This window comes from Catellatospora paridis (genome assembly GCF_009720365.1).
GTDB lineage: Bacteria > Actinomycetota > Actinomycetes > Mycobacteriales > Micromonosporaceae > Catellatospora > Catellatospora paridis.
In genome coordinates this window covers 738,419-764,584 of the sequence record NZ_ML769314.1, presented here as the reverse complement: position 1 = coordinate 764,584, position 26,166 = coordinate 738,419, and the positions used below count along the sequence as shown (strand labels likewise).

The window sequence follows — 26,166 nt, the reverse complement described above, 5'->3', positions numbered from 1 at the left end:
TCTCTCCCGACCCGGATCAGTTCCGGGATCTCGCACAACGCGGACGAGTCTTCCGCCGACCCCACTTCCTGTCAACCGATTTTCCCCAGCGACCCGCGTCACACCCGCCCACACGAAATGATCATGAAGTTGTGGCAGCGACACTCCGTCGACCCGTGCCATAAGTTCATGAACAACGCGAGAAGGCGTCAGCGGGCCATGCGGTGGGGTGGGTCGGCGGCGAGGACGGCGGCTACGGCCTGGATGGCGCCTTCGGCGATGCGGGTGGGGCCGAAGCGGCGTTCGGTCCACTGGCGGCCGCGGTGGATCCAGACGCTGGGGATGCCGATCGTGGTCGCGCCGCCGATGTCGGCCTCGGGGCTGTCGCCGATCAGCCAGGCGCCGCGCAGCCGCATGCGGGCCCGTTCCGCGGCGATCTCGAAGATGCGCGGGTTGGGCTTGCGGCAGTCGACCTCCTGCGAGACCACCCAGTCGGCCACGAAGCGGTCCAGGCCGGTACGCCGGATCTTGGCTTCCTGCTGGCGGGTCTCACCGTTGGTGACTATCACCGGGACCCAGCCGGCCTCGGCGGCGATCCGCAGCGCGGCGCCCACCATCGGATCCAGCCGGGTGGCCTCGATCTGCCCCTCGTGCAACTCCTCGACCAGGTCGATGACGGAGTTGCGCAGTCGATAGCGGTCACGGATCGCGTCAGCAAGATCCCAGCGCGAGGTCAGGCCGTCCGCGTCGGCGTCCACCAGCCAGTCGATGTCGTACGGCGGGGCGCTGATCTCGGACAGGAACCGAGTACCCCACATCCGGAAGGCGCCCTCGCGGTCGACCAGTGTGTTGTCGAGGTCCAACAGCAACAGAGGCACGCGGGCACCTTACGTGACTCAGGACACGCTGGTGAAGCCCCCCTTTGTGCGGGAAACGTCGCGGAAACGAAATCGATGCCTGGTCACGCCAGATCCGCGTCCACGCCGATGGTGTCCCGCTGCCTAGCTGCCTTGATCTGGTTGCGGGCCCAGTTGTCGCTCGGTGTGCGCCCGTACTCCCGGGTCGCCCATTCGCGGACGAAGCCCACGCTGACCTCCTCGCCGCGCCGCAGCACCTCGACGATCATCTGCTGGACCGGCTCCTGGATGTGGTTGAGCATGCCGCGCGAGGTGATCTCGCTGGTGTCCGACAGCGGCCGGTGGCCCATCGCCTCGCGGCCGGTCGGGGCGCTCCACACCGACTCCAGGGTGGCCCGCAGATCCGGGCCCAGGACCGTGCCGCGCTCGTCGCGCTCGGGCGCCAGCTCCTGGGACACCGGGACGGGCTCCGGCTCGCGGGGAGCGGGCGGCGGCTCGGGCGCGACGACCGGCTGCGGCGTCGGCTGGTACACCGACTGCGGCGGGAACGACTGGTGCCCGTTCTGATGTCCGTTCTGATGCGGCACGTTCTGGTGCGGCATGGGCTGGTGCGGCACGTTCTGGTGCGGCACGGGCTGGTGCGGCATGGGCTGGTGCGCCATCGGCTGGTGGGACACCTGCGGCGCGGTGGCGCCGCCGGAGCGCCAGCCGGCCGAGCGGGCCCGGCGCACCTCGGCGCGGGCGTGCACCTCGACCAGCTTCGCCTGCTGCTCCTCGCGCACCAACTGCGCGCCGTACAGGCGGCGCTGGCGCTTGGCCTCGCGGGTGTCCTCCAGGTGCGTCAGCGCGTTGCGCACGCTGGGCCGCAGGCCCTCCGCGGGCGGGTGCACGATCCAGGCCCGCCGGGCCGAGAACGTGGAGATCGGCGCGTAGAACCAGCGCTGGCCGAAGCGCGGGTAGCGGGTCTTGAGCGCCACCTCGTCGTCGTAGCCGGCCATGAACTGGTCGAGCAGCTCGTGGAACATCGCCATGCCCGCGAACGACAGGAACGCCAGGTAGAGGCCCGCCCAGATGGACCACTTGTCGCGGCCGTGCACGAAGTTCAGGGTCGCCGACACCGTCGCGGCGGCGAGCACGATCTTGTATGCCCGGCCGGGGTGCCGCCCCCGCTTGACCGCCACGAAGGCCCACGCGCCGAAGGAGATGCTGATGCCGTCGAGGCTCAGCGGCACCAGGATGTTGGTCCAGTGGTTCCAGCCCATGACGTCGTTGGCGAAGCCGGTGAGGCCGATGAAGGACACGCCCATCACGGCGAGCCAGACCAGCAGCGTCGGGATCAGCGCGGCCAGGAACAGGCCGGTGTCCTTGGCCTTGTCCGCGCGGGTGGCGTACGCCCCCGGGTTGGCCAGCCGGACGCCCCGCCGCCGCCCGGCCGAGCGCGCCAGCGGCACGCCGATCAGCAGGGAGATCGTCAGGATCGACACCACCAGCACCATCACCCAGGTCGGCACCCAGGTCTCGGTCAACTGTTCCAGGTCCACAGCTCGTTTCCTCCCCGGCGGGTCGCAGACTGTTGGCCTGCAACGTTTCGCGCGGTGTCGCCATACTGTCCCCGACGCTCAACGCACGCCGGCCGCGGAGGATTCTTCCATGCGGCGGTCACGCGCGCATTGCGTCGTAGATCTGCCACCATCGGCAGTGGCCCGGCCCCTACCAGGTGTCAAGCCGTACGTACGGATTGCATGTGCCGGGCCGACCTGCGAAGATCGGCATGTGCCCAGGGTGAGTCAGGATCAGCTCGACGCGCGCCGCCACGAGATCCTCGCCGCGGCCCGTGCCTGCTTCGCCCGCTACGGCTACGAGGGCGCCACGGTGCGCCGCCTGGAGCAGGCGACCGGGCTGTCCCGGGGCGCGATCTTCCACCACTTCCGCGACAAGGACTCGCTGTTCCTGGCCGTCGCCGAGGACGACGCGGTCGAGATGGCCGCCACCGTCGCCGCGAACGGCCTGGTCCAGGTGATGCGGGACCTGCTGGCCCACGCCCAGGACCCCGACGCGGCCGGCTGGCTGGGCACGCAGCTGGAGGTGGCCCGGCGGCTGCGTACCGACCCGGCGTTCGCCAAGCGGTGGGCGCAGCACAGTGAGGCGATCGACACGGCGACCCGCGAGCGCCTGCAGCGCCAGGCGGGCGCGGGGGTGCTGCGCGAGGACGTGCCGCTGGACGTGCTCGCGCACTTCCTGGAGCTGGCGTACGACGGGCTGGTCAAGCGGCTGGCGATGGGCGGCTCGGCCGACGACTTCGGCCCGGTGCTGGACCTGATCGAGGAGACCGTGCGCCGCCGCTGACCGCGGAATCGGATTTCCGGGCCTGAACATGACGAAACCCGGGGGTTCCGCGCGGGTGCGCGGGCCGGCTGGACAAACCGGACATCCCCCCGGGAATCGGGTGGCTCCCATGGATTCGCCAGGGCCGCTGACACACGGCCTCGACGCTCCAGTCGAACCTTCAGGTATCGACAGAAGTGCAGTCGATGACAGCCGCCTAGCGGGCAGCCACCTCACGTGTCCTGTAGCTACTCAAAGCTGGACCACCTCCTTTCCCGTGTACCGCCGACATTAGTCACGAGATCCACGCATCGACAAGATATTTTCAAGCGAGCTTTCGGGCGCTACAGTGCCGCCCCATGGGCGCTCTCAAACCTTGGCATCTGATCCTCGGCAGCACCGTCTGCTGCGCCACCGTGGTGGTGGTCGCGCTGGTGCTGTTCCTGGTACTACGTAAGAGATGAGAACCGCCCTGGTCCGCGAGCCGAGTTCCCGGCTCGCCGACGGCATCGTCACCCACCTCGGCCGCAGTGACATCGACCTGTCCCTGGCCCGCGCCCAGCACGTCGCGTACGCCGACGCGCTGGCCTCGGCCGGCTGGGAGGTCTACCCGGCCCCGGCCGCCGACGACTGCCCGGACTCGGTCTTCGTCGAGGACGCGGTGGTGGTGGTCGACGACCTCGCCGTGCTGACCCACCCCGGGGCCCCGGCCCGCCGCGGCGAGATCAGCGGCGTCGAGCAGGCCGTGCTCGAACTGGGCCTGCGCACCGCGCGCATCGCCGAGCCGGGCACCCTGGAGGGCGGCGACGTGCTCCAGGTCGGCACGACCGTCTACGTCGGACGCGGCGGGCGCACCAACGCCGAGGGCATCCGGCAGTTGCGGGCGCTGCTCGCGCCGATGGGCCGCACCGTCGTCCCGGTGCCGCTGGGCGAGGTGCTGCACCTGAAGTCCGCGGTGACCGCGCTGCCCGACGGCACCTTCCTGGTCCTGCCGCACCTGGTGCCGACCGGGCTGTTCCCCGCGGTGCGGCCGGTCGAGGAGGAGGGCGGCTGCCACGTGGTGCCGCTCGGCGGCGACCGGGTGCTGCTGGCCGCGTCCGCGCCGCGCACCGCGGAGCTGCTGGCCGATCTGGGCTATACGCCGGTGGTGGTGGACATCGGCGAGTTCGAGAAGCTCGAAGGCTGCGTCACCTGCCTGAGCGTCCTGGTCTCCCGCTGATTGCGGCGATGGTCCATCATGAGGGCTCCCTCGTCGAAGGAGCTCCCATGGCGGACACCTGGGGCATCCCTGGCCCCACCTTCCTGATGCTGTTCGCGGTGGCCGCGGCGGTCGTGCTGGTGGGCACGCTGATCCACCGGGCCCGCCTGTTCGCCGGCCCCGCCCAGGTCCGGGTGGACCAGCTGTCGCCGCAGCACACGGCCTATCTCAACGGCGGCGCGGCGCTGGCGGTGTACTCGTCGCTGACCTTCCTGCGCCAGCACCAGGTCGTCGCGGCCGACGACACCGGCCGGCTCACCCGCACCGGCGGGCTGCCCCCGGGCGCGACCCCGCTGGACGCCGCCGTGCTGCACGCCGTGGGCAACGGCCTGCGCACCAGCCAGTTGCACACGGACCGCTCCGTCGCCGGGGCGCTCGACGCCGTCAGCGAGGAGCTGCGCCGCGGCGGCCTCACCGTCGGCCCCGACGTGCTGTCCCGCGCCCGGCGTGGCCCGCTGCTGCTGCTGGCCCTGTTCGTGCTGGCCGTGGTCCGGATCATCGCCGGCGTGAGCAACGACCGCCCGATCACGTTCCTGGTGCTGGCGGCCATCCCGGTCGGCATCGTCGGCCTGGTGACGTTCCTGCGCAAGCCGCGGCGCACCAAGGCCGCCGAACGCGCCCTGCTGCAGGCCAAGCGCCACTTCAACCACCTGCGGCCCGCCTCCCGCCCGGCCTGGAACACCTACGGACCGGCGCAGACCGCGCTGGCCGTCGGCCTGTTCGGCACCGCCGTGCTGTGGGCCGCCGACCCGGCCTTCGCCGGTGAGAGCGGCGTCCCGGAGCGCGACGACACCTCCGGCGCAGGCGCCTACGGCCCCTTCTACGGCGGTTCCGACGGCGGTGGTTCGAGCAGCGGCGACAGCGGCAGCAGCTCCTCGTGCAGCAGCGGCTCCTCCTGCGGCGGCGGGGGTGGCTGCGGCGGCGGAGGCGGGTGCGGCGGATGACCCCGCTGGCCGGGCGGGGCGTCGGCATCGGCTGGCGCCCCGAGATCTCCGGCTTCGTCGCCGAGCTGCCCGGCCTGCGTTTCGTCGAGGTCATCGCCGAGTCGCTGCCGCACTCCGGCGCACCGCCCGAGGCGCTGGCGAAGCTGCTCGCCTCGGGCGTCGCCGTGGTGCCGCACGGTGTGAAACTGTCCCTCGGCGGGGCCGAGCCCGTCGACCCGCACCGCGTCGACCACCTGGCCCAGGCGGCCCGCGCCGTCAACGCGCCGCTGGTCAGCGAGCACATCGCGTACGTACGCGCGGGCGGCGTCGAGGCCGGTCACCTGCTGCCGCTGCCGCGTAGCCGCGAGGCCGTCGACGCGGTGGTCGCCAACGTCGCCCGCACCACCGCCGAACTCGACGTGCCGCTGGCGTTGGAGCCGATCGCGGCGCTGTTCGAGTGGCCCGACGACGAGCTGACCGAGGCCGAGTTCCTCACCGAGATCCTGGAACGCACCGACGCGCTGCTGCTGCTCGACATCGCCAACGTGTACGCCAACGCGCTCAACCGCGGCGAGGACCCCGCCGATCTGCTGGCCCGGCTCCCGCTGGAGCGCATGGCGTACGTCCACGTCGCCGGCGGCCGCCTGCACGAGGGCCGCTACCACGACACGCACACCGACCCGGTGCCCGGCGAGGTCCTCGAACTGCTGGGCGAGCTGTGCGCGCGGCAGCGCCCGCCCGCGATCCTGCTGGAGCGCGACGGCCACTACCCGCCCGCCGCGGCCCTGCGCGCGGAACTCGACGCCCTGTCCGCCGCAACCGGCTACCCCGCGATCACCGGGACCCCGGCCAGATGACCGGCGGCACGGACCTCGGCGCCACGGATGCCGGCGCTGCTCCTTACAGCGCCGCGAAGGTCGGCGCTGCTGCTCACGACGCCGCGAATGCGGGCACTGCTCCGCACGGTGCCGGGGAGGTCGGCACTGCTCCTCGCGGTGCCACGGTCGGTGGAGGTCTCGCGCGGCGGCAGGAGGAGTTGGTCCGCGCGTTGGTGGCCGGGGCCGGTGTGCCCACGGGCTTCGACGCCGGAGCGGTCGCCGCGACGCAGACCGCACTGCTGCGCAAGCGGTCCGAGGACGTCGCGCGCACGTGGCCTCGGCTGGCCGCGTCAGCGGGCCATGGACAGTGGGCGCGGACGTTCTCCGCCTGGGCTGCGGGACGCGCGCCGCAGGGCTCGCTGCGCGACGGCTGGGACTACGCCCGAGCCCACCCGCCCCGCGACGCGGCGGCCGCGCGCGAACTCGCCCTCCGCGAGCTGCTGTGGGCGTACGACGGCGAAACCGCACCCCGCCCCCGCCGCGGCCCCGCCGCCCGCCTCCACACCGGCGAACTGCTCCTCCGCTGGCGCGGCCGCACCCTCACCTACCGCCTGCGCTGACCGGCCCACCCCACCCGCCGCAGGTGATCATGGAGTTGTGCACACGACACGCCGTCGAACCTGCCCATAAGTTCATGATCAACCCGATGGTGGAACGCGGGGGTCAGGCGGGGGTGTCGGCTAGGTGGGGGGAGTCGGTGGTGGCGAACTGGGTGCGGTAGAGGTCGGCGTAGAGGCCGCCGGAGGCGAGCAGTTGTTCGTGGGTGCCGCGTTGGACGATGCGGCCGTCGTCGAGGACGAGGATCTGGTCGGCCTCGCGGACGGTGGACAGGCGGTGGGCGATGACCAGGGCGGTGCGGCCGGCCAGGGCCGTGGACAGGGCCTGCTGGACGGCGGCTTCGCTCTCGGAGTCCAGGTGGGCGGTGGCCTCGTCGAGGATGACGATCGACGGGGCCTTCAGGAGGAGGCGGGCGATGGCGATGCGCTGCTTCTCGCCGCCGGAGAAGCGGTAGCCCCGCTCGCCCACCACGGTGTCCAGGCCGTCGGGGGTGGCCCGGACCAGGGTTTCGATCTGCGCGGCCCGCAGCGCGGCCCACAGCTCGTCGTCGGTGGCGTCGGGCTTGGCGTAGCGCAGGTTCTCCGCGATGGTCTCGTGGAACAGGTGGGCGTCCTGGGTGACCACGCCGATGGTGTCGCGCAGCGACTGCAGCGTGGCCTCGCGTACGTCGACGTCGCCGACGAGCACCGTGCCGCCGGTGACGTCGTACATCCGGCTCACCAGCATCGAGGTGGTCGACTTGCCCGCGCCGGAGCTGCCGACGAGCGCCACCATCTGGCCGGGCTCCACGGTGAACGTGACGCCGCGCAGCACCGGCGCGGTCGCGGTGCGCTCCAGCGTCGCCACGTCCTCGAGGGAGGCCAGGGAGATCTCGGCGGCGGTCGGGTAGCGGAACGTCACGTCCCGGAACTCGATCTTCGAGGAGCCCCGGGGCACGTCGACCGCGCCGGCCTTCTCCGCGATCGCGGGCGGCAGGTCGAGCACCTCGAAGACCCGGTCGAAGGAGACCAGCGCGCCCATCACGTCGATGCGTACGTTGGACAGCGCGGTGATCGGGCCGTAGAGGCGCGTCAGCAGCAACGCGAGGGCGACGACGTCGCCGGCCTTCAGCGAGCCCTGCACGGCGTACCAGCCGCCGAGCCCGTAGACCAGGGCCTGGGCCAGTGAGGCGACCAGCATCATGGCGGCGAAGAAGGTGCGGGAGTACATCGCGCTCTGCACGCCGATGTCGCGCACCCGCCCGGCCCGCTCGGCGAAGCGGCCGGACTCGGTCTCGGGACGGCCGAACAGCTTCACCAGCAGCGCGCCGGCCACCCCGAACCGCTCGGTCATGGTGGCGTTCATCTTCGCGCCGAGGTCGTACGACTCCTTGGTGATCTCGGCCAGCCGGTGGCCCACCCGCCGCGCGGGCAGGATGAACACCGGCAGCAGGATCAGCGACAGCACGGTGATCTGCCACGACAGGGTCAGCATGACGGCCACGGTCAGCACGAGCTGGATGATGTTGCCGACGACGCCGGACAGCGTCGAGGTGAAGGCGCGCTGGGCACCCAGCACGTCGTTGTTGAGCCGGCTGACCAGCGCACCGGTCTGCGCCCGGGTGAAGAACTGCACCGGCATGCGCTGCACGTGGTCGTACACCTGGGTGCGCAGGTCGTAGATGAGCCCCTCGCCGATGCGCGCCGAGTAGAACCGCTCCACCAGCGACAGCCCGGCGCTGACCAGGGCCAGCAGTGCGATGACCACCGCGATCGTGACGACGGTCCGGCCCGCGCCGGGGGCCATGACCCCGTCCTCGGGGGTGATCGCGGTGACGACCTTGCCCGCCAGCAGCGGCGTGGCGACCCCGATGACCGCACCCAGCACGATGGTGACCAGGAAGAAGCCGATCTCCCGGCGGTACGGCCCGGCGAAGGAGAGGATCCGCTTCGCGGTGGGCCGGCCGATCTTGCGGTTCTCGACGCTCTGCCCCCGGCGCATGGACCGCATCAGCGACTCCATGCCCCCGCCCGCACCCGGATAACTCACCGGTGAACCTCCCGCTGTGAAAGACCTGACGTGCCGCTTAACGTGCCCTGCCGGACGAAAATTCCTTAGCCCGGCTCATTAACTATTCCGCTGGGCAGACAATGGCACACGACCGGGTGCCGCCCGCTCACCGGAAAGGAGAGGACGGCCGTCTTTCCACCATGACGAATCAGCCACTGGTATGACGCCCGAAAGAGTGGCTCACGGTGCGGGAAAGGGATGGCGAACCGATACCGCCGGAAAATCACTCGCCCAGGCCGGCCAGGTCGCGGATGCGGCGCGTCTGCGCCTCGCGCTCCGCGCGCTCCTGCTCGGGGAAGCCCCGGCCGCTCGCGGCGGCCAGCAGGGCCTTGATCTCGACGACCGCGTCGCGCGGGGCCGCCAGCACCGCGGTGGCCAGATCGGCCGCGGCCGCATCCAGCTCGTCGCGACCCACCACGAGGTTGACCAGGCCGATCCGGTCCGCCTCGGCGGCGTTGACCCGGCGGCCGGTCACGCACAGCTCCAGCGCGCGGGCATAACCGACGAGCTCGACCAGGCGCTTGGTGCCGGTGAGGTCCGGCACGAGCCCCAGCGTCACCTCCGCCATCGCGAAAAGGGCGTCGTCGGCGGCGATCCGCAGATCACAGGCCAGCGCGAGCTGGAAGCCCGCGCCGATGGCGTGGCCCTGCACCGCGGCGATGGTGACCAGGTCGGGCCGGCGGAGCCAGGAGAAGGCCTGCTGGAAACCGGCGATCCGGTCCGCGCACTCCTCCGGGCTGACGGTGGCGAGCTGCTGGAACTCGCCGCCCTGCACCACTTTCAGGTCGAGGCCCGCGGAGAAGGACCGCCCTTCCCCGCGTACGACCACGACGCGCACATCGCCGGCGAGCCCCCGTGCGGCTTCCGCGAGACCTGCCCAGAGCTCGGGGGTCTGCGCGTTGCGCACCTCCGGGCGGTCCAATGTCACCGTCGCGACCGGACCGTCCTGGCTGATGCGAAAGCCGGCCGCTGCCATCTCAGACATCAACCGGCTCCCCAAGCTCTGCGTGGCGCGGGTGAATCATGCCTTCTTGCGCCGACGGGCTCCGCCGCGCTGACGCAGCGCGACTCCGGACTCGGTGAGCACGCGGTGGATGAATCCGTACGAACGGCCAGTCGACGCGGCCAGCGCGCGGATGGACTCACCCGACGTGTAGCGCTTCACGAGGTCCTTGGCGAGCGTCTGGCGTTCGGTCCCGACGATCCGGCGACCCTTCTCGGTGGTGGTAGCTGTGCCGGTGGCTGCCATGTTGAAATCCTCACGTCCCGGACGATGCGGTTTGCGGTCCAACCTATTAGACCGCCTCCGACGATCATGCGCTAGATATCAATTCCATGCCAACCGACACGCACGGTGCTGTCGGGTACCCGATAGCGTGTCTCGCCGTGACCACCGTCGACCCCCTGAGCACCCGCAACCGCGAACGGCGAGACCTGTTCGGCTGGTTCGTGCTGGTGAGCATCGGCCTGCTCGCGACCTGGCTGGCGGTGCGCGCCGGGGCCCGGCTGGGCACCGCGAGCGCGCCGTTCCTGGGTCGCTATCGCCTCGAACTGTCGCCGATGTCGTTGCTGGCGCCCATCGTCGCGACGGCCGTGCTCGGCGCCGCCTGGCGCGGCTGGATCCATCGACTGCCGTGGTGGGCGGTCAGCGGCGGGGCGACGGTGGCGTTCTTCGCCTGGGCCGTCTCGCTCGCCCTCGTCGACGGCGCCGACGGGCTGACCCGCTCGCTGACCCCGGACAGCTACCTCGGCGACGTGCAGGAGGTCGGCGACGACCCGCTGGCGTACCTGCGCAGCTTCACCGGCCGCTCGGCCGAGCACACCGCGGCCACCCGGGGGCATCCGCCCGCGCCGGTGCTGCTGCTGTGGGCCGTGCAGCGCCTCGGGGTCACCGACCATCTCGCGCTGGCGCTGCTGGTGACCGCCGTCGGGGCGCTGTCGGTGCCGATGGTGCTGGCGGCCGTGCGCGACATGAGCGGCGAGGCCGCCGCACGGCCGTACGCGCCGGTGCTGGCGCTCGCCCCGTACGCGGTGTGGACCGCGGTGTCGATGGACGCCGTCGTGGCCACCATCGGCGCGGCGATGACGCTGGCCGGGGTGCGGGCCACCCGCCGCCACGGCTGGCGCGCCGCGGCCTGGGCGGTGCTGGCCGGGCTGCTGCTGGGCACGGCGGCGCTGTTCTCGTACGCCGTGGCGTGGCTCGGGCTGTCCGTGGTGTTCCTGAACTTCGCCCGCCGCCGGGCCGCCCTGAACATGTTCGCCGGGCTCGGGGCGCTGCTGCCGCTGCTCGGCGCGGCCCGGATCGGCTTCGCGTGGACCGACGGGCTGGGCACCGCGTACGCCGACTTCGCCCAGCGCATCGAGCCACATCGCTCCGCGCTGTGGTGGGGCCTGATCAGCGTGTGCGCGCTGCTGCTGGCGACCGGGCCGCCCATCTACGCGAGCCTGCGCAAGGTGCGCAACACCCCCGGCTGGCCGTTCCTGGTGGGCGCGTCCGGCGCGGTGCTGTTCTCGGTCGGCGCGGGGCTGGCCCGCGGCGGCGTGGAGCACGCCTGGCTGCCGTACTTCCCCTGGCTCACCATCGCCGCGGTGGCCCCGGAACGCCCCGGCGGCGACCCGGTCCCCGCACCGGTGCTGCTCGTCGGCATCGGCGCGCTTTCGGCGATGGTCCTCGAAGCCGTGCTGTCGACGCCCTGGTAGCCCAACGCCGGCGGCCCAAGCGCCGCGCTCCCCCGCGCCGCGGCCCCTCAAGCGCGGCAACTCTTAAAAAGTCGCGGCCTCGGCGAGTGCCGATGGCCGCGACTTTTTAAGAGTTGCGAAGGGCAAGGCGGGCGGTCAGGCCAGTTCGACGAGTTCGAGGAGGTCGTCGGACCAGGCGTCCTCGTCGCCGTCGGGCAGGAGGATGGCGCGGTCGGGTTTGAGGGCCGCGACGGCGCCGGGGTCGTGGGTGACCAGGACGATGGCGCCGGGGTAACGGGCGATGGCGTCGAGGACCTGCTCTCGGCTGACCGGGTCGAGGTTGTTGGTGGGCTCGTCGAGCAGCAGCACGTTCGCGCCGGAGCAGACCAGGGTGGACAGCGCCAGCCGGGTCTTCTCCCCGCCGGACAGCACACCCGCGGGCTTGTCCACATCGTCCCCGCTGAACAGGAACGCGCCGAGGATGCGGCGCAGTTCCGTGTCGGTCTGCTCGGGGGCGGCCGAGCGCATGTGGTCGAGGATGGTGCGCTCGACGTCGAGGGTCTCGTGCTCCTGGGCGTAGTAGCCCAGCCGCAGGCCGTGGCCCGCCTTGACCTCGCCGGTGTCCGGCTCCAGGATGCCCGCGAGCATGCGCAGCAGGGTCGTCTTGCCCGCGCCGTTGAGGCCCAGGATGACCACGCGGGAACCGCGGTCCACGGCGACGCTGACGTCGGTGAAGATCTCCAGCGAACCGTACGACTTGGACAGACCCTCGGCCGTCAGCGGGGTCTTGCCGCAGGCGGCCGGGGTCGGGAAGCGCACCTTGGCGACCCGGTCGGAGGCGCGCACCTCGTCGAGCCCGGCGATCATCTTCTCGGCGCGCTTGGCCATGTTCTGCGCCGCGATCGTCTTGGTGGCCTTGGCCCGCAGCTTGTCGGCCTGCGCCATGAGCGCGCCGGCCTTCTTCTCGGCGTTGGCCCGCTCGCGCTTGCGGCGGCGCTCGTCGGTCTCGCGCGCCTCCAGGTACGTCTTCCAGCCCATGTTGTACGCGTCGACGACCGAGCGGTTGGCGTCGAGATACCACACCTTGTTGACGACGGCGTCCAGCAGCGTGGCGTCGTGGGAGATGACGATGAGCCCGCCCTTGTGGCCGCCGAGGAAGCCGCGCAGCCAGGTGATGGAGTCGGCGTCGAGGTGGTTGGTGGGCTCGTCGAGCAGCAGGATGCCGCCACCGGTCTCGGTGGCGTCGCGGAACAGGATGCGGGCCAGCTCGACGCGGCGGCGCTGGCCGCCGGAGAGCGTGCCCACCGTCTGCTGGAGCACCCGGTCGGGCAGGCCGAGGTTCGAGCAGATCCGGGCCGCCTCGGCCTCGGCGCCGTAGCCGCCGAGCGCCGAGAACTGGTCCTCGAGCTGGCCGTAGCGGCGCATGAAGCGCTCGTCGTCGGCGAGCTTGCTCTCCAGCTCCTTCATCTCGTTGCGCAGCACGTCCAGGCCGCGCGCCGAGAGCACCCGGTCACTGGCGGTGATGCCGAGGTCGCCGGTGCGCGGGTCCTGCGGCAGGTAACCCACCGGCCCGCGAGTGTCGATCTTGCCGGCGTACGGGGTGCCCTCGCCGGCGAGGACCTTCAGCGTGGTGGTCTTGCCAGCCCCGTTGCGCCCGACGAGACCGATACGGTCGCCGGGCTGCACGCGCAGGGTGGTGTCCCCCAGCAGGATGCGCGCGCCCGCGCGCAGTTCCAGACCGGTGGCCGTGATCATGAATTGCTCCCAGGTCAGGGGTGGGCCACCGGGTGGCTTCGGGAAGGAGCCTTCAGTCTACCGAGCACCCCGACCCGCCCTGCCATGGCATTTACCCCTGGGACGGCCTGATTTGGGTGTGATTCGCCACAAAACTGCCTACGCTGGCGAACGTGAGCATCAACGAGAACGCCGAACTCGACCCGTCACAGGTCGAGGACATGCGTGGCGCCGGGGGCGGGCGCGGCGGCGGCGGCTTCAACTTCCCGCCCATGGGCGGCGGAGGCGGCGGGGGCGGCGGGATGGGCGGCGCGGGCTGCCTCGCCGGGCTGCTGCCGTTGCTCATGCGCAGCAAGATCGGCATGGCGGTGCTGCTGGTCGGCGCGCTCTGCGTCGGCTTCCTGATCTGCACCGGCGGCGGCTCCAGCCTGTTCAGCGGCGTCGGCGGGCTGACCCCCGAGCAGCGGCAGGGCCAGCAGCCGGGCCCCAACGACGTCAACAGCAGCGCCCTGGCGCAGCAGTGTGACAAGTCCAACCCGAAGCGGTTCGACAACCCGGCCTGCCGCAACCTGCTCTACATCAACTCGATCCAGGCATACTGGCGCTCCGCCATGCCGCAGTACCTCGGCCAGCCGTACCAGCCGGCGACCACCCGGTTCTTCACCGGCTCGGTCAACACCGCCTGCGGCCCGGCCACCGCGGGTGTCGGCCCGTTCTACTGCCCCGGCGACAACCACGTCTACATCGACCTGAGCTTCTACGACGAGCTGGCCAGCCGGTTCGGCGCCAAGGGCCAGTTCGCCCAGGCGTACGTGCTGGCCCACGAGTACGGCCACCACATCCAGACCCTGCTCGGCACCGAGGCGCAGGTGCGCCGGGCCCAGCAGCGCGACCCGGCCAACGCCAACAAGTACTCCGTGGCCATGGAACTGCAGGCCGACTGCTACGCCGGAGTGTGGGCCAACTCGGCCGCCAAGACCACCGACGCGACCGGCCAGCCGCTGTTCAAGTCCATCACCCAGCAGGACATCGACCAGGCCCTCGAAGCGGCCGCCGCGGTCGGCGACGACGCCATCCAGCAGAAGGCCACCGGCCACATCAACCAGGAGGCCTTCACCCACGGCTCCTCCGAGCAGCGCCAGCAGTGGTTCAACCGCGGCTACACCACCGGCGACCCCCGCCAGTGCAACACCTTCGCCAGCTGACCGGACGGGCTCCAGATCATCCGACTTGCCAGGCAATCGGGCGTATCACGGTTCAAGATTCGCACAGCTGCCAGGCAGGTCGGATGATCTTTTGCGGGTCAGGGGACCAGGTGGATGCGGACGTCGTGGGCGGCGGTGACGGCGTCCACCAGGATGGCGTGGCGGGGTTCGGGGACGTCGAGCAGGCGCTCGTGGCGCAGCGGGAGCAGGGGGGCCAGGCGGCGGTCGGTGAGGATCTCGTCGACCGTGCCGCGGTCGCCGCCGCAGACGAGGGCCGCCATGCTTTCCGCATACGGCAGCAGGATGCGCGCGGCGATGTCGGCGGCGTCGCGGGCCGCGCCGGACGCCTGGTTCTCCCGGCGGCGGGCGTAGCGCTGCTGCGACCAGCCGCCCGCGGCGGTGCGCCCCTGCACGTAGAACGTGTCCACCTTGGAACTGATCAGCTCGTCGCCGTCGGCGACCCCGACCGCGACCGCGTTGCGCCGGGCCAGTAGCAGCCCCAGCCGGCGCGGCACGGCCAGCGCCGCCAGCAGTCCGTCCACGTCGGCGATCTCGCCCAGCCCCGGCGGCGGGATCAGCTCGGCGGTGTCGCCGTTGGCGGCGACCAGTTTCAGGCCCTCCTCCTGCGCGCCGTCGTGGCGCGAGTAGAAGCCGTCCAGCCAGCGGCGCAGTCGCCGCGGTTCGACGTCGGCCCAGCGGCCCCCGCCCGCGGCGGGCTTGGCGACCATCAGCCCACCAGGGCGTTCAACGCGGCGTCCACATCGGCCGGCGTGGTGTACGCGTGGAACGACGCCCGGATCCGGCCGTTGCGCACCGCGGTGCGGATGCCCGCGGCGGCCAGCTTGGCGTCCGCGCCGGGCACGTCCACGCTCACGATCGCGCTGTCCCCCGGCGGCAGCCCCAGCCCCGCCAGGAACCTGTTGGCCAGACCGACGTCGTGGGCGTGGATGGCCGGCACGCCGATCTCCTCGACGACCTCCAGCGCGGGCGCGGTGCCGACCCAGGCCTGCCAGGCGGGCGAGATGTCGAAGGCACGGGCGTCCTTGGCCAGCCGCAGCGGCATGCCGTAGTACGAGCTGTGCACGTCCTCACCGGCATACCAGTTGGCCGCCAGCGGCCGGGTGCGCTCGCGCACCGCCGGGTTCAGGTAGACGAAACCCGTGCCGCGCGGCGACATCAGCCACTTGTAGGCGACGGTCACCACCACATCGGCCAGTGCGCCGTCGAAGGGCAGCCATCCGCACGCCTGGGTGGCGTCCACGACGACCGTCGCACCCGCGGCGCGCGCCGCGGCGACGACCGCCGGGTAGTCCACGACCGTCCCGTCCGACGACTGCACCAGCCCGAACGAGACCACGTCCACGCTCGCGTCGATGCGCTCGGCGAGCCGGTCGGCCGGTGCGGTACGGATGGTCACGCCGCGGTCGGCGTGCACCGCCCACGGGAACACCGCCGAGGTGAACTCCAGCTCGGGGACCAGCACGGTCGCGCCGTCGGGCACGGCCGCGGCGACCGGGGCCAGCAGCTGCGACACCTGCGCGCCGACCGCGACGTCGGCCGCGTCGACCCCGATGATCCGGGCGTACGACTGGCGCGCTCGCTCGGTCGACTCGCCCCACCCTTCCCAGGAGGTGCGACCCGCCCGCCAGTCGGCGAGCGCCACCTGCAGGGCGTCCCAGGCCCGGTCCGGCGGCAGCCCGAAGCTGGCCGTGTTCAGGTAGCCGGGCTCGGCGGACCACAGCGAGGCGAGGTCGATACTGTCCATGATTGGCAGTATTCCACCGGCCACGGGCGATCATCGCAGGCCAATACGCAGGAGGTGGCATGGCGCGGGCGGTTCCGGCTCGTCGCTCGTGGCCGCACACCAGGCGCAGTTGTCCGGGCTGGCCCGCCGCGAAGCGCTCAAGCACCTGAGCTGACCAGGGCGGTTGTGGTACCCCATAGGGATGCAGGAGTCCCGTTCGCTGGTCCGGCTGACGGCGTTCACCGACGGAGTCGTCGCGATCGCGCTGACCCTGCTGATCCTGCCGCTGGTCGACACCGCCCGGGACGCGCAGACCGAGACCGTCCGGGACCTCGTGCGCGAGCATGCCGGCGACTTCGCCGCGTTCGTGATGTCCTTCGTGGTGGTGTCGCTGTTCTGGATGGTGCACCGCCGGGTCTTCGACAACCTCGTCGACGCCGGCGAGGGCATCATGCTGCTGAACAGCCTGTGGCTGCTGGGCGTGGTGTTCCTGCCGGTGCCGACGGCGGTGCTGACCTACGAGGTCGACCAGGGGCGCGGCGCGACCCTGCTGTACATGGCCAACCTGGTCTTCATCGCGTTCAGCGGCCTGCTGCTGTCGCTGCGCATCCGCGACCGGGTGCCCCTGCAGCGCCCCGGCCGGGCCGAGGCGGTGCAGCGGTCGGTGCGCCGTGGCGTGATCGCGACCAGCGCCATGGTGGCCACGCTGATCGCCGCCCTGTTCCTGGCCAACCTGGCGTTGCCGCTCCTGGCGCTGATGCCCCTGATGCAGGCGGCGGCGGAGCGGCGGGCCCGGCGCCACGGCCACCCGACCGCTCCCCACTAGCGTGCCGGATCCGGCGGCGGCCCGGTGACCCGCCTACAGCGCCTGCCGGAGCAGCGCCAGCAGCTCGGTGCCGTCGGCGACGACGGCGTCCGGCGTGTTCTCGCCGACCTCGCGCGGCTCGCCCTCGGGCATGAGGATGGCCGCGCCCACTCCGGCCCGCCGGGCGCAGACGATGTCGCGGTGCGGCTGGTCCCCGACATACCAGCAGTCGGCCACGGGCACGTCCAGGTCCCGCGCGGCGGCCCAGATCATGCTCGGATGCGGCTTGTACACGCCCAGCTCGTCGCTGTACACCTGGACGGCGATCGCGCCGGTCAGCCCGAACTCGTCGAGCGCCTCCCGGTGGGCCTGGCCGCAGGGGGTGTTGCTGACGACGGCGACCTGCATGCCCCGGCCCACCGTGAAGTCCAGCAGGTCGGAGATGCCCGGCCGCAGCCGCCAGTCGGGCCGCCGCGCCCACTGCCGGGTCAGGTCGCTGGCGTGCACCAGCACCGTGGCCCTGGCCACCGCCGGCCACTCGACGGCGATGAGCTCCCCCCAGAGCTGCTCATGGCTGATCTCCAGGCACTCCTCGGTGTTCTCGCGCATCTGCGCGCGGGATTTCTTCGCCTCGTCCAGCGCGTGGCGGATCTGGTCCTCGCCGACCACGCCGCCGGTGAGCCGGTGGACGCGCTGGACGAGTGCGGCGTGCCGATATGTGGAGTCCTCCGGCCGGGGTGACCGTCCGGACTCGACGATCACCCCGCCGAAGTCGAGCAGCAGAGCAGTGGGGGTAGGCAGCATGGCGCCTACTCTGCCACGACGAGCGCCACCGCGAGGACTGAGATCACCAGGCTGGACACCAGGGCGGTGACCAGGCGTCCGCGGGGTGTGGCGAGCACCCGGCCCACCAGCGCGCCGCCCGCCGCGACGGTCAGCTGCCAGCTGGCCGAGGCGAGGAACGCGGCGGTCACGAACACCGCGCCCTCCGGGCCGGTGAGCCCGTCCATCGCCTGCCGCCCGCCGAGGACCAGCGCGCCGAAGTACACGATGGTCATCGGGTTGAGCAGGGTCAGCCCGAGCAGCGCCAGGAAGGCCCGGCCCGGGGTGTCCAGCAGTTTCGTCTCGCGGGCCCGGGCCGGGTCGCGGTAGTGGCGCACCGCCCCCACCGCGGTGTGTCCCGCGATGTACAGCAGCACGACCACGGCGATCCAGCGCAGCGGCGTGGCGATCGGTTCGATCCAGCGGGCCAGGGCGGCTCCGCCGAGCACGGCGATCAGGGCGTAGATCCCGTCGGCGGCCGCCACGCCCAGTGCGGCGGCGGCGCCGATCCGCAGCGAGGTGCGGGCGGTGAGACTCATCAGCAGCAGTGCGATCGCGCCGACGGGCACGGCTACGCCGTAACCCGCCAGCACGCCCGCCACGAGGGCGGCGGTCACGACTGCGGGCGGCTCGTTCCGGCCACGGGCCCACGCTGCTGTCGACGCCGTCCTTCCGCCGAAGCGGACAGGGGCGCGAGGCGCAGGCAGGTAGTCGTCATGCGGAACATTCTGGGCCGCCGCCGTCCTGCCCGCGACCTGTTTTCCGGTCGATGTCTCAGGCCCCGGTACGGTGCCGGATCCACACGTTGGGCTCGACGTACACGGCCCAGTCGTGCTCGGCGTCGTTGTGCACCGGCGTCAGCGCCTTGGGCACGTGCACCGGCCCGGTGGTGTCGAACGGCAGCCCGGTCCACTCCCGCCACTCCGCGCAGGTGCCCGGGATGACCATCGAGCGGGGAGCGATCTTCTCGATGACGCCGCCCGCCCGTACGTGCACCCGCAGCCACGGGTCCACAGGCAGGCCGTCGGCGCGCGTGCGGTACGCGTACGACGTCATGGGCTCGTCGGGGTCCTTGGCGCCGTTCGGCCGCACCGGCGCGACCAGGTCGGAAAAGCCCAGCCGGGCCGCATTGTCCCGCATCGCGGCCAGCATGATCGCGGACAGCCCGGTGCCCTGCCGGTCAGGGCGCACCGCGATCTCGATCGCGGAGACGAGGTTCGGCTTCACGCCGGCCACCCGGGCCTGCAGGGCGCGGCGCAGGGCGCCGTCCCAGCCGTCGAGCGGCAGCTCGTCGCCCTCGGGCAGCATGAACGGCACGCTGTGGGCCTTGGCGACGAGCCTGCCGGGCTCGTCCGGGTCCTCGGCGACCAGGATGTACTCCGGCCACTCCTGGACGGCCAGGCCGTAGTAGAGGTTCGAGATGGGGTCGTGGAGCATGAACTCCGGCCAGGCCGTGGGCATGTCCCACAGGGCGGAGACCAGGTCGGGTCGTTGGTCGAGGGTGGCGATGTGCATGACCGCGAGCCTCCTCCGCCTGCCGGGAGTCGATCAACCGCATTATCCCGCGCGTCGGGTGACCTCGAGCCGGGAAGCGCGAAGGCGTCCACCCCGCGGGGTGGACGCCCTTCGAAAGACGTCGGTCAGACGTTGAAGCCGAGCGAGCGCAGCTGGTCGCGGCCGTCGTCAGAGATCTTGTCGGGGCCCCACGGCGGCAGCCACACCCAGTTGATGCGCATGTCGTTGACCAGGCCGCCGCCCGGACCGGTGCACAGCGCGGCACGGGTCTGCTCCTCGATGACGTCGGTCAGCGGGCAGGCCGCCGAGGTCAGCGTCATGTCGAGGGTGGCCGTGTTCTCGTCGTCGATGTGGACCCCGTACACCAGGCCCAGGTCGACCACGTTGATGCCCAGCTCGGGGTCGACGACGTCCTTCATGGCCTCGCGTACCTCGTCGACCTCGGCCTTCTTGCCGGCCTTCGGCGCGGCGGCCTCGACCGGCGCGGCTTCGACGGGCGCGGACTCCACGGCGCTGTCGACGATGTCGGTCTCGCTCATCACACTTCCTCCTTCTCGAGGGCGACGGCCTGCGCGACCGCGTCCTTCAACGCCATCCAGGACAGCAGCGCGCATTTGACCCGCGCGGGGTACTTGGCGACGCCGGCGAACGCGACCGCGTCCCCCAGCACCTCCTCGTCGGGCTCGATCTGGCCCTTGCCGCCCATCAGCTCGACGAACGCGGCGTGCACCGCGAACGCGTCGTCGACCTTGCGGCCGTTCAGCAGCTCGTAGAGCACACTCGCGGACGCCTGGCTGATGGAGCAGCCCTGGCCGTCGTACGAGATGTCGCTGATGGTCTCCCCGTCCAGGGCGACCCGGAGGGTGATCTCGTCGCCGCAGGTGGGGTTCACGTGGTGCACGCCGGCCGCGAAGGGCTCGCGCAACCCGCGCCCCTGCGGGCGCTTGTAGTGGTCCAGGATTATCTCCTGGTAGAGCTGGTCGAGCTGCATGGCTAAGCGAAGACCTTCCGCACCTGATCCAGGCCGCGCACGAGCGCGTCGACCTCTTCGGTCGTCGTGTAGAGGTAGAACGAGGCCCGGGTGAGCGCGGGCACCGAGAAACGGTCGCAGATCGGCTTGGCACAGTGGTGGCCGACCCGCACCTGCACACCGAGCGAGTCGAGCACCTGACCCACGTCGTGCGGGTGGATCTTGTCCAGTGTGAACGAGATGGTCGCGCCGCGTCCCACCGGCACCCTCGGGCCATAGATGCGCAGGCCGGGCACGGTGTCCAGGGCGTCCAGCGCGTACGCCGTCAGCTCCTTGTCGTGCCAGGCGACCGCGTCCATGCCGACCGCGTTCAGGTAGTCGATCGCGGCGCCCAGCCCGACCGCCTGCGCGATCGGCGGGGTGCCCGCCTCGAACCGGGCCGGGGCCGGGGCGAACGTCGAGCCGGTCATCTTCACCGTCTCGATCATCGACCCGCCGCCCAGGAACGGCGGCATGACGTTGAGCAGCTCGCCGCGCCCCCACAGCACGCCGATGCCGGTCGGGGCCAGCATCTTGTGCCCCGTGAACGCGATGAAGTCCACGTCGTAGTCGACGACGTCCATCGGCAGGTGCGGCACCGACTGCGAACAGTCGAGCATCAGCAGCGCGCCGACCTCGCGCACCCGCGCGGTGATGCGCGCGGTGGCGTTGACGGTGCCGAGCACGTTCGACATGTGCACGATCGACACGATCTTCGTACGCTCGTTGACCAGCTCGTCGAGGTTCGACTCGTCCAGCCGGCCGGACTCGGTGAGGCCGAACCACCGCAGCGTCGCGCCCGTGCGCTCGCAGAGCAACTGCCACGGCACGATGTTGGAGTGGTGCTCCATCTCCGAGATCACGATCTCGTCGCCGGGGCCCAGCCGGAAGCGCGGGTCCCGCGCGTGCGGGCCGAACGCGTGCGCGACCAGGTTCAGCGACTCGGTGGCGTTCTTGGTGAACACCACCTCGTCCACGCTGGGCGCGCCGATGAACGCGGCGACCTTGGCCCGCGCGCCCTCGTACGCCTCGGTCGACTCGGTGCCCAGCGTGTGCACCGAGCGCGCCACGTTGGCGTTGTGCTCGGCGTAGTAGCGGGCGACCGCGTCGATGACCTGGCGCGGCTTCTGCGAGGTGTTGCCGCTGTCGAGGTAGACGAGCGGATGACCGTTGACCTCCCGGCCGAGGATCGGGAAGTCGGCGCGCACGCGCTCCACGTCGAAGCGCGGCTTGTCGTCGTACTGCGGCATCCCGGCCGGGATGGTCAATGCGGTCATCGTCTGCTCAGCTCCCTCAGGCAGCCGCGACGGCCGCGTCGGCGTCCGCCCCGTAGCGCGTGTAACCCTCGGCCTCGAGCTTGTCCGCCAGCTCCGGGCCGCCCTCTTCGACGATCTTGCCGGCGACGAAGACGTGCACGAAGTCCGGCTTGATGTAGCGCAGGATCCGGGTGTAGTGGGTGATCAGGAGCACACCGCTGTCGTTGTTCTCCTTGACCCGGTTCACGCCCTCGGAGACGACCCGCAGCGCGTCGACGTCGAGGCCGGAGTCGGTCTCGTCGAGGATCGCGATCTTCGGCTTGAGCAGCTCCAGCTGCACGATCTCGTGCCGCTTCTTCTCACCGCCGGAGAAGCCCTCGTTCACGTTGCGCTGGGCGAAGGCGGGGTCCATGCCCATCTTCTCCATCGAGCCCTTCAGCTCGCCGGCCCAGGTGCGCAGCTTGGGGGCCTCGCCGTCGATCGCGGTCTTCGCGGTGCGCAGGAAGTTGGCCACCGACACGCCGGGGACCTCGACCGGGTACTGCATGGCCAGGAACAGGCCCGCGCGGGCGCGCTCGTCCACGGTCATCGCCAGCACGTCCTGGCCGTCCAGGGTCACCGTGCCACCGGTGATCTCGTACTTCGGGTGGCCCGCGATCGAGTAGGCCAGGGTCGACTTGCCGGACCCGTTCGGGCCCATGATGGCGTGCGTCTGGCCCGACTCCACGGTCAGCGTGACCCCGTGCAGGATCGGCTTCAGCTCGCCCTCGGGCAGCTTCACCGACACCTGAAGGTCGCGGATCTCCAACTTGCTCATCGGGTTACTCCATTGCTTGGCGTCAGGCTGACGTAGACGTCGCCGTCACGGACGTCGACGGGAAAGACGGGAACAGGTTCGGTGGCGGGCAGGCCGGTCGGCGCACCGGTACGAAGATCGAAACGCGAGCCGTGCAGCCAGCATTCCAGCGTGCAGCCGTCGACCTCGCCCTCCGACAGCGCCACGGCGGCGTGCGAGCACTCGTCGTACGCGGCGTAGAAGCCGTCGTCCTCCGCGTGCACCACGACCACCGGGGTGCCGGCGAGGTCCACCGCGAGCGCCGCGCCCTTGGCGACGTCGTCGGCGGCACAAGCCCTGACGAAATCGGTCACGCCTTCTCCTCGCTGCGCTCGTCGGCGGCGGGTTCGGGCGTCATGATTCGCTCGCTGCGCTCGCTCATGAGCCCGCCTTCTCCAGCCGCTCCTCAATGGCCGTGCCCAGGCGCTCCCGCAGGTCCTCGGCCGGGATCTTGCCGAGCAGCTCGGCGAAGAAACCGCGGACCACGAGCTTGCGCGCCTCGGACTCGGGGATGCCCCGGGCCATCAGGTAGAACAGCTGCTCGTCGTCGAAGCGGCCGGTCGCCGAGGCGTGGCCCGCGCCGACGATCTCGCCGGTCTCGATCTCCAGGTTCGGCACCGAGTCGGCCCGCGCCCCGTCGGACAGCAGCAGGTTGCGGTTGACCTCGTAGGTGCTGGTGCCGGTGGCCTGGTCCTGGATCAGCACGTCGCCGACCCAGACCGTGTGCGCGCCCTCACCCTGCAGCGCGCCCCGGTAGCCCACGTACGAGCGGCAGTCCGGCACCGAGTGGTCCACCAGCAGGCGGTGCTCGATGTGCTGCGCGCCGTCGGCGAAGTAGAGCCCGTAGAGCTCGGCCTCGCCGCCGCGGCCGGTGTAGTCGACGCTGGTGAACTGGCGCACCAGGTCACCGCCGAGCGACACCTGCACGTGCAGGATCTTCGCGTCGCGGCCCAGCTTGACCTTGATGTGCTGCGCCTGCACCGCGTCGGCGGCCCAGTCGGCGACCGTGACCAGGGTCAGCTTCGCGCCGTCGGCGACCGCGATCTCCACGTTGTCGGCGAGCGTCACGCTGCCGGTCTGCTCCAGCACGATCGTCGCCTCGGCGTACGCCCCCACCGACAGGTAGGTGTGCGCCGCCGCGGCACCCTCGGCACCGAGCCCGGCCAGCCGCAGCGTGAACGGCTCGGCCAGCACGGTCTCCTTGGCGACCTCGACCAGCAGCGCGTCGGCCGCGTTCTCGAAGGCCCAGGCGCTGATCCGGTCGAACGGGGTCAGCACCCCGCCGATCCGGGAGTCCGAGGTCGGCACCGTGGCGACGGTGAGGCCCTCGGGCAGCGTGCCGTACTCGTGCTTGGGCGCGGCCGAGGCCGCGAGGTCGCCGGCCGCCAGGCCCCGCAGCCGCTTGAGCGGAGTGAAGCGCCACTCCTCCTCGCGACCGGTCAGGGCCGGGAAGTCGGCGACGTGGAACGAGCGCAACGCCTGCGACTTGGTCTTGGGCGGTGCGATAACTTCGGTGCTCATCAGCCGACGGCGCCTTCCATCTGCAGTTCGATCAGTCGGTTCAGTTCCAGGGCGTACTCCATCGGGAGCTCCTTGGCGATGGGCTCGATGAAGCCGCGCACGATCATCGCCATGGCCTCGTCCTCGGACAGGCCCCGGCTCATCAGGTAGAACAACTGGTCGTCACTCACCTTGGAGACCGTCGCCTCGTGACCCATGGACACGTCGTCCTCGCGGATGTCGACGTACGGGTAGGTGTCCGAGCGGGAGATGGTGTCGACCAGCAGCGCGTCGCACTTGACCGTGCTCTTGCTGTGGTGCGAGCCCTCCATGACCTGGACCAGGCCGCGGTACGAGGTGCGGCCGCCGCCCCGGGCGATCGACTTGCTGATGATCGTCGACGAGGTGTGCGGGGCCGCGTGCACCATCTTGGCGCCCGCGTCCTGGTGCTGGCCCTCACCGGCCATCGCCACCGAGAGCACCTCGCCCTTGGCGTGCTCGCCGACCATGAACACGGCCGGGTACTTCATGGTGACCTTGGAACCGATGTTGCCGTCGACCCACTCCATGGTCGCGCCCTCGTGGCACACGGCGCGCTTGGTGACCAGGTTGTAGACGTTGTTCGACCAGTTCTGGATCGTGGTGTACCGGCAGCGCGCGTTCTTCTTCACGATGATCTCGACGACCGCGCTGTGCAGCGAGTCCGACGAGTAGATCGGCGCGGTGCAGCCCTCGACGTAGTGCACGTACGCGCCCTCGTCGACGATGATCAGGGTCCGCTCGAACTGGCCCATGTTCTCGGTGTTGATCCGGAAGTAGGCCTGCAGCGGGATCTCCACGTTGACGCCCGGCGGCACGTAGATGAACGAGCCGCCCGACCACACCGCGGTGTTCAGCGCGGCGAACTTGTTGTCGCCCACCGGGATGACGGTGCCGAAGTACTCCTTGAACAGCTCCGGGTGCTCCTTCAGCGCCGTGTCGGTGTCCAGGAACAGCACACCCTGCTGCTCCAGGTCCTCACGGATCGCGTGGTAGACGACCTCGGACTCGTACTGCGCGGCGACACCCGCCACGAGGCGCTGCTTCTCCGCCTCGGGGATGCCGAGCTTGTCGTACGTGTTCTTGATGTCCTCGGGGAGGTCCTCCCAGCTCGCCGCCTGCTTCTCGGTCGAGCGCACGAAGTACTTGATGTTGTCGAAGTCGATGCCCGACAGGTCCGCGCCCCAGTTCGGCATGGGCTTGCGGCCGAACAGCCGCAGACCCTTGAGCCGCAGGTCGAGCATCCAGTCGGATTCGCTCTTCTTGCCCGAGATGTCGCGCACCACGGCCTCGTTCAGACCGCGTCGCGCGTTGACGCCGGCCAGGTCCGGGTCGGCCCAGCCGTACTCGTACTTGCCCAGGCCAGCGAGCTGGTCCTCGGTCGTGGTGATCTGCTCGGTCATGAGTCCGTCCTCATCGTGACGCCATCGTGGATCTGAACAAGCTCGGTTCGTCCCGCCGGAGCCGGAGCGCCGCCAGGCGGCGCTCCGGGACGGAACACTTTCGGAGGTATGTGTGTGGTGCACACCCCGTCGCCGTGCGCGATCGTCGCGAGCCGCTGCACGTGCGTGCCGATCAGGCGACCGATCACCTCGGTCTCGGCCTCGCACAGCTGCGGGAACTCGGCGGCGACGTGCGCGACCGGGCAGTGGTGCTGGCACAGCTGCCCGCCGGTGGCGATCGTGGACGCGCTCGCAGCGTATCCCTGCGCGGTCAGCGCCTCCGCGAGCGCCTCCGCGCGGGCGAGAGGATCGTCACCCGAGTCGCGTACGGCCGCCTCGCAGCGCTGCTCCAGCACCGAGATCTGGGCCGCGGCGAAGGCGGCCACCTCGCGCTCGCCGCCGCGCTCGGCGATCCAGCGCAGCGCGGCCGTGGCCAGGCCGTCGTAGGCATGCCGGCCGAGCCCGTCGCGGGCGGTGTCGGTGAGTGAGAAGACCTTGGCGGGGCGTCCCCGGCCGCGCGGGCCGCGGATCACCTGCTCGCGTGCGCTGACCAGGCCCTCGGCGAACATCGCGTCGAGGTGGCGGCGCACGCCTGCCGGGCTGAGGCCCAGCTCGACCCCCAGCGCCGCCGCGGTCGCGGGGCCCTGGGCGAGCAGCTCGATCACCCGGCCGCGCGTGGCAGGATGACCCACGCGGCGATCGGATGCCTCTGTGATCACCCCACCCTTTTTCACTACACCAGTGTTACTTATTT

Annotated in this window: 27 protein-coding genes; 8 read left to right on the top strand and 19 right to left on the bottom strand. The window is 71.3% G+C overall.

Going from position 1 to position 26,166, the window contains the following annotated elements; all coding sequences use genetic code 11:
• Nucleotides 1-188: 188 nt before the first annotated feature.
• Nucleotides 189-857: an HAD family hydrolase gene (locus tag F9C41_RS12505; protein ID WP_155386834.1), complete on the bottom strand. Its 669-nt coding sequence runs from the start codon at nucleotides 855-857 to the stop codon at nucleotides 189-191.
• An 83-nt stretch (nucleotides 858-940) separates the two neighbouring features.
• Nucleotides 941-2,377 carry a DUF2637 domain-containing protein gene (locus F9C41_RS12500; RefSeq protein WP_155386833.1) on the bottom strand — a complete coding sequence of 479 codons (1,437 nt, stop codon included), beginning with the start codon at nucleotides 2,375-2,377 and terminating at the stop codon, nucleotides 941-943.
• A 232-nt stretch (nucleotides 2,378-2,609) separates the two neighbouring features.
• On the opposite strand from F9C41_RS12500, the gene F9C41_RS12495 reads away from it, so the two are divergent.
• From F9C41_RS12495 to F9C41_RS12475, 5 genes are all read left to right on the top strand, one after another.
• On the top strand, nucleotides 2,610-3,182 hold the full coding sequence (locus F9C41_RS12495; RefSeq protein ID WP_155386832.1) for a TetR/AcrR family transcriptional regulator: 573 nt from the start codon (nucleotides 2,610-2,612) through the stop codon (nucleotides 3,180-3,182).
• A gap of 439 nt (nucleotides 3,183-3,621) precedes the next feature.
• Nucleotides 3,622-4,380: a dimethylargininase gene (gene ddaH, locus F9C41_RS12490; RefSeq protein WP_155386831.1), complete on the top strand. Its 759-nt coding sequence runs from the start codon at nucleotides 3,622-3,624 to the stop codon at nucleotides 4,378-4,380.
• 47 nt (nucleotides 4,381-4,427) lie between these two features.
• Nucleotides 4,428-5,363 (top strand): TIGR04222 domain-containing membrane protein, encoded by a 936-nt coding sequence (locus F9C41_RS12485; protein ID WP_230689519.1) that lies wholly within the window; start codon nucleotides 4,428-4,430, stop codon nucleotides 5,361-5,363.
• Nucleotides 5,360-6,199: an MbnB/TglH/ChrH family RiPP precursor modification enzyme gene (locus F9C41_RS12480; RefSeq protein ID WP_155386829.1), complete on the top strand. Its 840-nt coding sequence runs from the start codon at nucleotides 5,360-5,362 to the stop codon at nucleotides 6,197-6,199. Before F9C41_RS12485 ends, F9C41_RS12480 begins: the two co-directional genes overlap by 4 nt.
• A 179-nt stretch (nucleotides 6,200-6,378) precedes the next feature.
• Entirely contained in the window at nucleotides 6,379-6,780 is a 402-nt protein-coding gene (locus F9C41_RS12475) for a hypothetical protein (RefSeq protein WP_155386828.1), read from the top strand.
• A 103-nt stretch (nucleotides 6,781-6,883) separates the two neighbouring features.
• Here the strand turns inward: F9C41_RS12475 and F9C41_RS12470 are convergent, their stop codons facing one another.
• From F9C41_RS12470 to F9C41_RS12460, 3 genes are all read right to left on the bottom strand, one after another.
• Entirely contained in the window at nucleotides 6,884-8,779 is a 1,896-nt protein-coding gene (locus F9C41_RS12470; protein WP_196279739.1) for an ABC transporter ATP-binding protein, read from the bottom strand.
• A gap of 271 nt (nucleotides 8,780-9,050) precedes the next feature.
• Nucleotides 9,051-9,803 carry an enoyl-CoA hydratase/isomerase family protein gene (locus F9C41_RS12465; protein ID WP_155386998.1) on the bottom strand — a complete coding sequence of 251 codons (753 nt, stop codon included), beginning with the start codon at nucleotides 9,801-9,803 and terminating at the stop codon, nucleotides 9,051-9,053.
• Between the two features lie 45 nt (nucleotides 9,804-9,848).
• Nucleotides 9,849-10,076, bottom strand: coding sequence for a helix-turn-helix domain-containing protein (locus F9C41_RS12460; protein WP_120315961.1), 228 nt, complete (start codon nucleotides 10,074-10,076; stop codon nucleotides 9,849-9,851).
• Between the two features lie 137 nt (nucleotides 10,077-10,213).
• Between F9C41_RS12460 and F9C41_RS12455 the strand changes: the two genes are divergently transcribed.
• On the top strand, nucleotides 10,214-11,527 hold the full coding sequence (locus F9C41_RS12455; protein WP_230689518.1) for a hypothetical protein: 1,314 nt from the start codon (nucleotides 10,214-10,216) through the stop codon (nucleotides 11,525-11,527).
• 135 nt (nucleotides 11,528-11,662) lie between these two features.
• Here F9C41_RS12455 and F9C41_RS12450 read toward each other — a convergent pair whose 3' ends face one another.
• On the bottom strand, nucleotides 11,663-13,261 hold the full coding sequence (locus tag F9C41_RS12450; protein WP_155386826.1) for an ABC-F family ATP-binding cassette domain-containing protein: 1,599 nt from the start codon (nucleotides 13,259-13,261) through the stop codon (nucleotides 11,663-11,665).
• Between the two features lie 152 nt (nucleotides 13,262-13,413).
• Between F9C41_RS12450 and ypfJ the strand changes: the two genes are divergently transcribed.
• Nucleotides 13,414-14,445 carry a KPN_02809 family neutral zinc metallopeptidase gene (ypfJ, locus tag F9C41_RS12445; RefSeq protein ID WP_155386825.1) on the top strand — a complete coding sequence of 344 codons (1,032 nt, stop codon included), beginning with the start codon at nucleotides 13,414-13,416 and terminating at the stop codon, nucleotides 14,443-14,445.
• A gap of 98 nt (nucleotides 14,446-14,543) precedes the next feature.
• Here ypfJ and F9C41_RS12440 read toward each other — a convergent pair whose 3' ends face one another.
• Together F9C41_RS12440 and F9C41_RS12435 are read right to left on the bottom strand one after the other, a co-directional pair.
• On the bottom strand, nucleotides 14,544-15,176 hold the full coding sequence (locus F9C41_RS12440) for an acVLRF1 family peptidyl-tRNA hydrolase (protein ID WP_230689544.1): 633 nt from the start codon (nucleotides 15,174-15,176) through the stop codon (nucleotides 14,544-14,546).
• The gene (locus F9C41_RS12435; protein WP_155386823.1) at nucleotides 15,173-16,210 is read right to left on the bottom strand and encodes an aminotransferase class V-fold PLP-dependent enzyme; all 1,038 of its coding nucleotides are present in this window, start codon (nucleotides 16,208-16,210) and stop codon (nucleotides 15,173-15,175) included. Before F9C41_RS12435 ends, F9C41_RS12440 begins: the two co-directional genes overlap by 4 nt.
• A 181-nt stretch (nucleotides 16,211-16,391) precedes the next feature.
• Between F9C41_RS12435 and F9C41_RS12430 the strand changes: the two genes are divergently transcribed.
• Complete coding sequence (locus F9C41_RS12430) at nucleotides 16,392-17,015, top strand: TMEM175 family protein (protein ID WP_155386822.1); 624 nt, start codon at nucleotides 16,392-16,394, stop codon at nucleotides 17,013-17,015.
• Between the two features lie 33 nt (nucleotides 17,016-17,048).
• Here the strand turns inward: F9C41_RS12430 and F9C41_RS12425 are convergent, their stop codons facing one another.
• The 11 genes from F9C41_RS12425 to F9C41_RS12375 all read right to left on the bottom strand — a co-directional run bounded on the left by F9C41_RS12425 (nucleotide 17,049) and on the right by F9C41_RS12375 (nucleotide 26,146).
• Nucleotides 17,049-17,798, bottom strand: a complete 750-nt coding sequence (locus tag F9C41_RS12425; protein ID WP_155386821.1) for an HAD family hydrolase — start codon at nucleotides 17,796-17,798, stop codon at nucleotides 17,049-17,051.
• 5 nt (nucleotides 17,799-17,803) lie between these two features.
• Nucleotides 17,804-18,433, bottom strand: a complete 630-nt coding sequence (locus F9C41_RS12420; protein ID WP_155386820.1) for a LysE family transporter — start codon at nucleotides 18,431-18,433, stop codon at nucleotides 17,804-17,806.
• A 157-nt stretch (nucleotides 18,434-18,590) separates the two neighbouring features.
• On the bottom strand, nucleotides 18,591-19,331 hold the full coding sequence (locus tag F9C41_RS12415) for an N-acetyltransferase (RefSeq protein WP_155386819.1): 741 nt from the start codon (nucleotides 19,329-19,331) through the stop codon (nucleotides 18,591-18,593).
• 125 nt (nucleotides 19,332-19,456) lie between these two features.
• A complete protein-coding gene (locus F9C41_RS12410) occupies nucleotides 19,457-19,870 on the bottom strand; it encodes a metal-sulfur cluster assembly factor (RefSeq protein WP_155386818.1) in 414 nt (137 codons plus the stop codon).
• The gene (sufU, locus tag F9C41_RS12405) at nucleotides 19,870-20,322 is read right to left on the bottom strand and encodes a Fe-S cluster assembly sulfur transfer protein SufU (RefSeq protein WP_155386817.1); all 453 of its coding nucleotides are present in this window, start codon (nucleotides 20,320-20,322) and stop codon (nucleotides 19,870-19,872) included. The genes F9C41_RS12410 and sufU overlap by 1 nt, the downstream gene beginning before the upstream one ends.
• A gap of 2 nt (nucleotides 20,323-20,324) precedes the next feature.
• On the bottom strand, nucleotides 20,325-21,617 hold the full coding sequence (locus F9C41_RS12400; RefSeq protein ID WP_155386816.1) for a cysteine desulfurase: 1,293 nt from the start codon (nucleotides 21,615-21,617) through the stop codon (nucleotides 20,325-20,327).
• Nucleotides 21,618-21,633: 16 nt separating this feature from the next.
• The gene (gene sufC / locus F9C41_RS12395) at nucleotides 21,634-22,413 is read right to left on the bottom strand and encodes a Fe-S cluster assembly ATPase SufC (protein ID WP_155386815.1); all 780 of its coding nucleotides are present in this window, start codon (nucleotides 22,411-22,413) and stop codon (nucleotides 21,634-21,636) included.
• Nucleotides 22,410-22,745 (bottom strand): non-heme iron oxygenase ferredoxin subunit, encoded by a 336-nt coding sequence (locus F9C41_RS12390; RefSeq protein ID WP_155386814.1) that lies wholly within the window; start codon nucleotides 22,743-22,745, stop codon nucleotides 22,410-22,412. The genes sufC and F9C41_RS12390 overlap by 4 nt, the downstream gene beginning before the upstream one ends.
• A gap of 64 nt (nucleotides 22,746-22,809) precedes the next feature.
• The gene (sufD, locus tag F9C41_RS12385) at nucleotides 22,810-23,952 is read right to left on the bottom strand and encodes a Fe-S cluster assembly protein SufD (RefSeq protein WP_155386813.1); all 1,143 of its coding nucleotides are present in this window, start codon (nucleotides 23,950-23,952) and stop codon (nucleotides 22,810-22,812) included.
• The gene (sufB, locus tag F9C41_RS12380; protein ID WP_155386812.1) at nucleotides 23,952-25,373 is read right to left on the bottom strand and encodes a Fe-S cluster assembly protein SufB; all 1,422 of its coding nucleotides are present in this window, start codon (nucleotides 25,371-25,373) and stop codon (nucleotides 23,952-23,954) included. Before sufB ends, sufD begins: the two co-directional genes overlap by 1 nt.
• The gene (locus F9C41_RS12375; RefSeq protein WP_407924687.1) at nucleotides 25,370-26,146 is read right to left on the bottom strand and encodes a helix-turn-helix transcriptional regulator; all 777 of its coding nucleotides are present in this window, start codon (nucleotides 26,144-26,146) and stop codon (nucleotides 25,370-25,372) included. The genes sufB and F9C41_RS12375 overlap by 4 nt, the downstream gene beginning before the upstream one ends.
• Nucleotides 26,147-26,166: the final 20 nt, after the last annotated feature.

Excerpts from the sequence above, each read along its gene's own strand:
- ddaH (WP_155386831.1), top strand. The coding sequence starts at position 3,622 with ATGAGAACCGCCCTGGTCCGCGAGCCGAGTTCCCGGCTCGCCGACGGC.
- F9C41_RS12485 (WP_230689519.1), top strand. The coding sequence starts at position 4,428 with ATGGCGGACACCTGGGGCATCCCTGGCCCCACCTTCCTGATGCTGTTC.
- F9C41_RS12480 (WP_155386829.1), top strand. The coding sequence starts at position 5,360 with ATGACCCCGCTGGCCGGGCGGGGCGTCGGCATCGGCTGGCGCCCCGAG.
- F9C41_RS12470 (WP_196279739.1), bottom strand. The coding sequence starts at position 8,779 with ATGGAGTCGCTGATGCGGTCCATGCGCCGGGGGCAGAGCGTCGAGAAC.
- F9C41_RS12465 (WP_155386998.1), bottom strand. The coding sequence starts at position 9,803 with ATGGCAGCGGCCGGCTTTCGCATCAGCCAGGACGGTCCGGTCGCGACG.
- F9C41_RS12460 (WP_120315961.1), bottom strand. The coding sequence starts at position 10,076 with ATGGCAGCCACCGGCACAGCTACCACCACCGAGAAGGGTCGCCGGATC.
- F9C41_RS12450 (WP_155386826.1), bottom strand. The coding sequence starts at position 13,261 with ATGATCACGGCCACCGGTCTGGAACTGCGCGCGGGCGCGCGCATCCTG.
- F9C41_RS12435 (WP_155386823.1), bottom strand. The coding sequence starts at position 16,210 with ATGGACAGTATCGACCTCGCCTCGCTGTGGTCCGCCGAGCCCGGCTAC.
- F9C41_RS12430 (WP_155386822.1), top strand. The coding sequence starts at position 16,392 with ATGCAGGAGTCCCGTTCGCTGGTCCGGCTGACGGCGTTCACCGACGGA.
- F9C41_RS12425 (WP_155386821.1), bottom strand. The coding sequence starts at position 17,798 with ATGCTGCCTACCCCCACTGCTCTGCTGCTCGACTTCGGCGGGGTGATC.
- F9C41_RS12415 (WP_155386819.1), bottom strand. The coding sequence starts at position 19,331 with ATGCACATCGCCACCCTCGACCAACGACCCGACCTGGTCTCCGCCCTG.
- F9C41_RS12410 (WP_155386818.1), bottom strand. The coding sequence starts at position 19,870 with ATGAGCGAGACCGACATCGTCGACAGCGCCGTGGAGTCCGCGCCCGTC.
- sufU (WP_155386817.1), bottom strand. The coding sequence starts at position 20,322 with ATGCAGCTCGACCAGCTCTACCAGGAGATAATCCTGGACCACTACAAG.
- F9C41_RS12400 (WP_155386816.1), bottom strand. The coding sequence starts at position 21,617 with ATGACCGCATTGACCATCCCGGCCGGGATGCCGCAGTACGACGACAAG.
- sufC (WP_155386815.1), bottom strand. The coding sequence starts at position 22,413 with ATGAGCAAGTTGGAGATCCGCGACCTTCAGGTGTCGGTGAAGCTGCCC.
- sufD (WP_155386813.1), bottom strand. The coding sequence starts at position 23,952 with ATGAGCACCGAAGTTATCGCACCGCCCAAGACCAAGTCGCAGGCGTTG.
- sufB (WP_155386812.1), bottom strand. The coding sequence starts at position 25,373 with ATGACCGAGCAGATCACCACGACCGAGGACCAGCTCGCTGGCCTGGGC.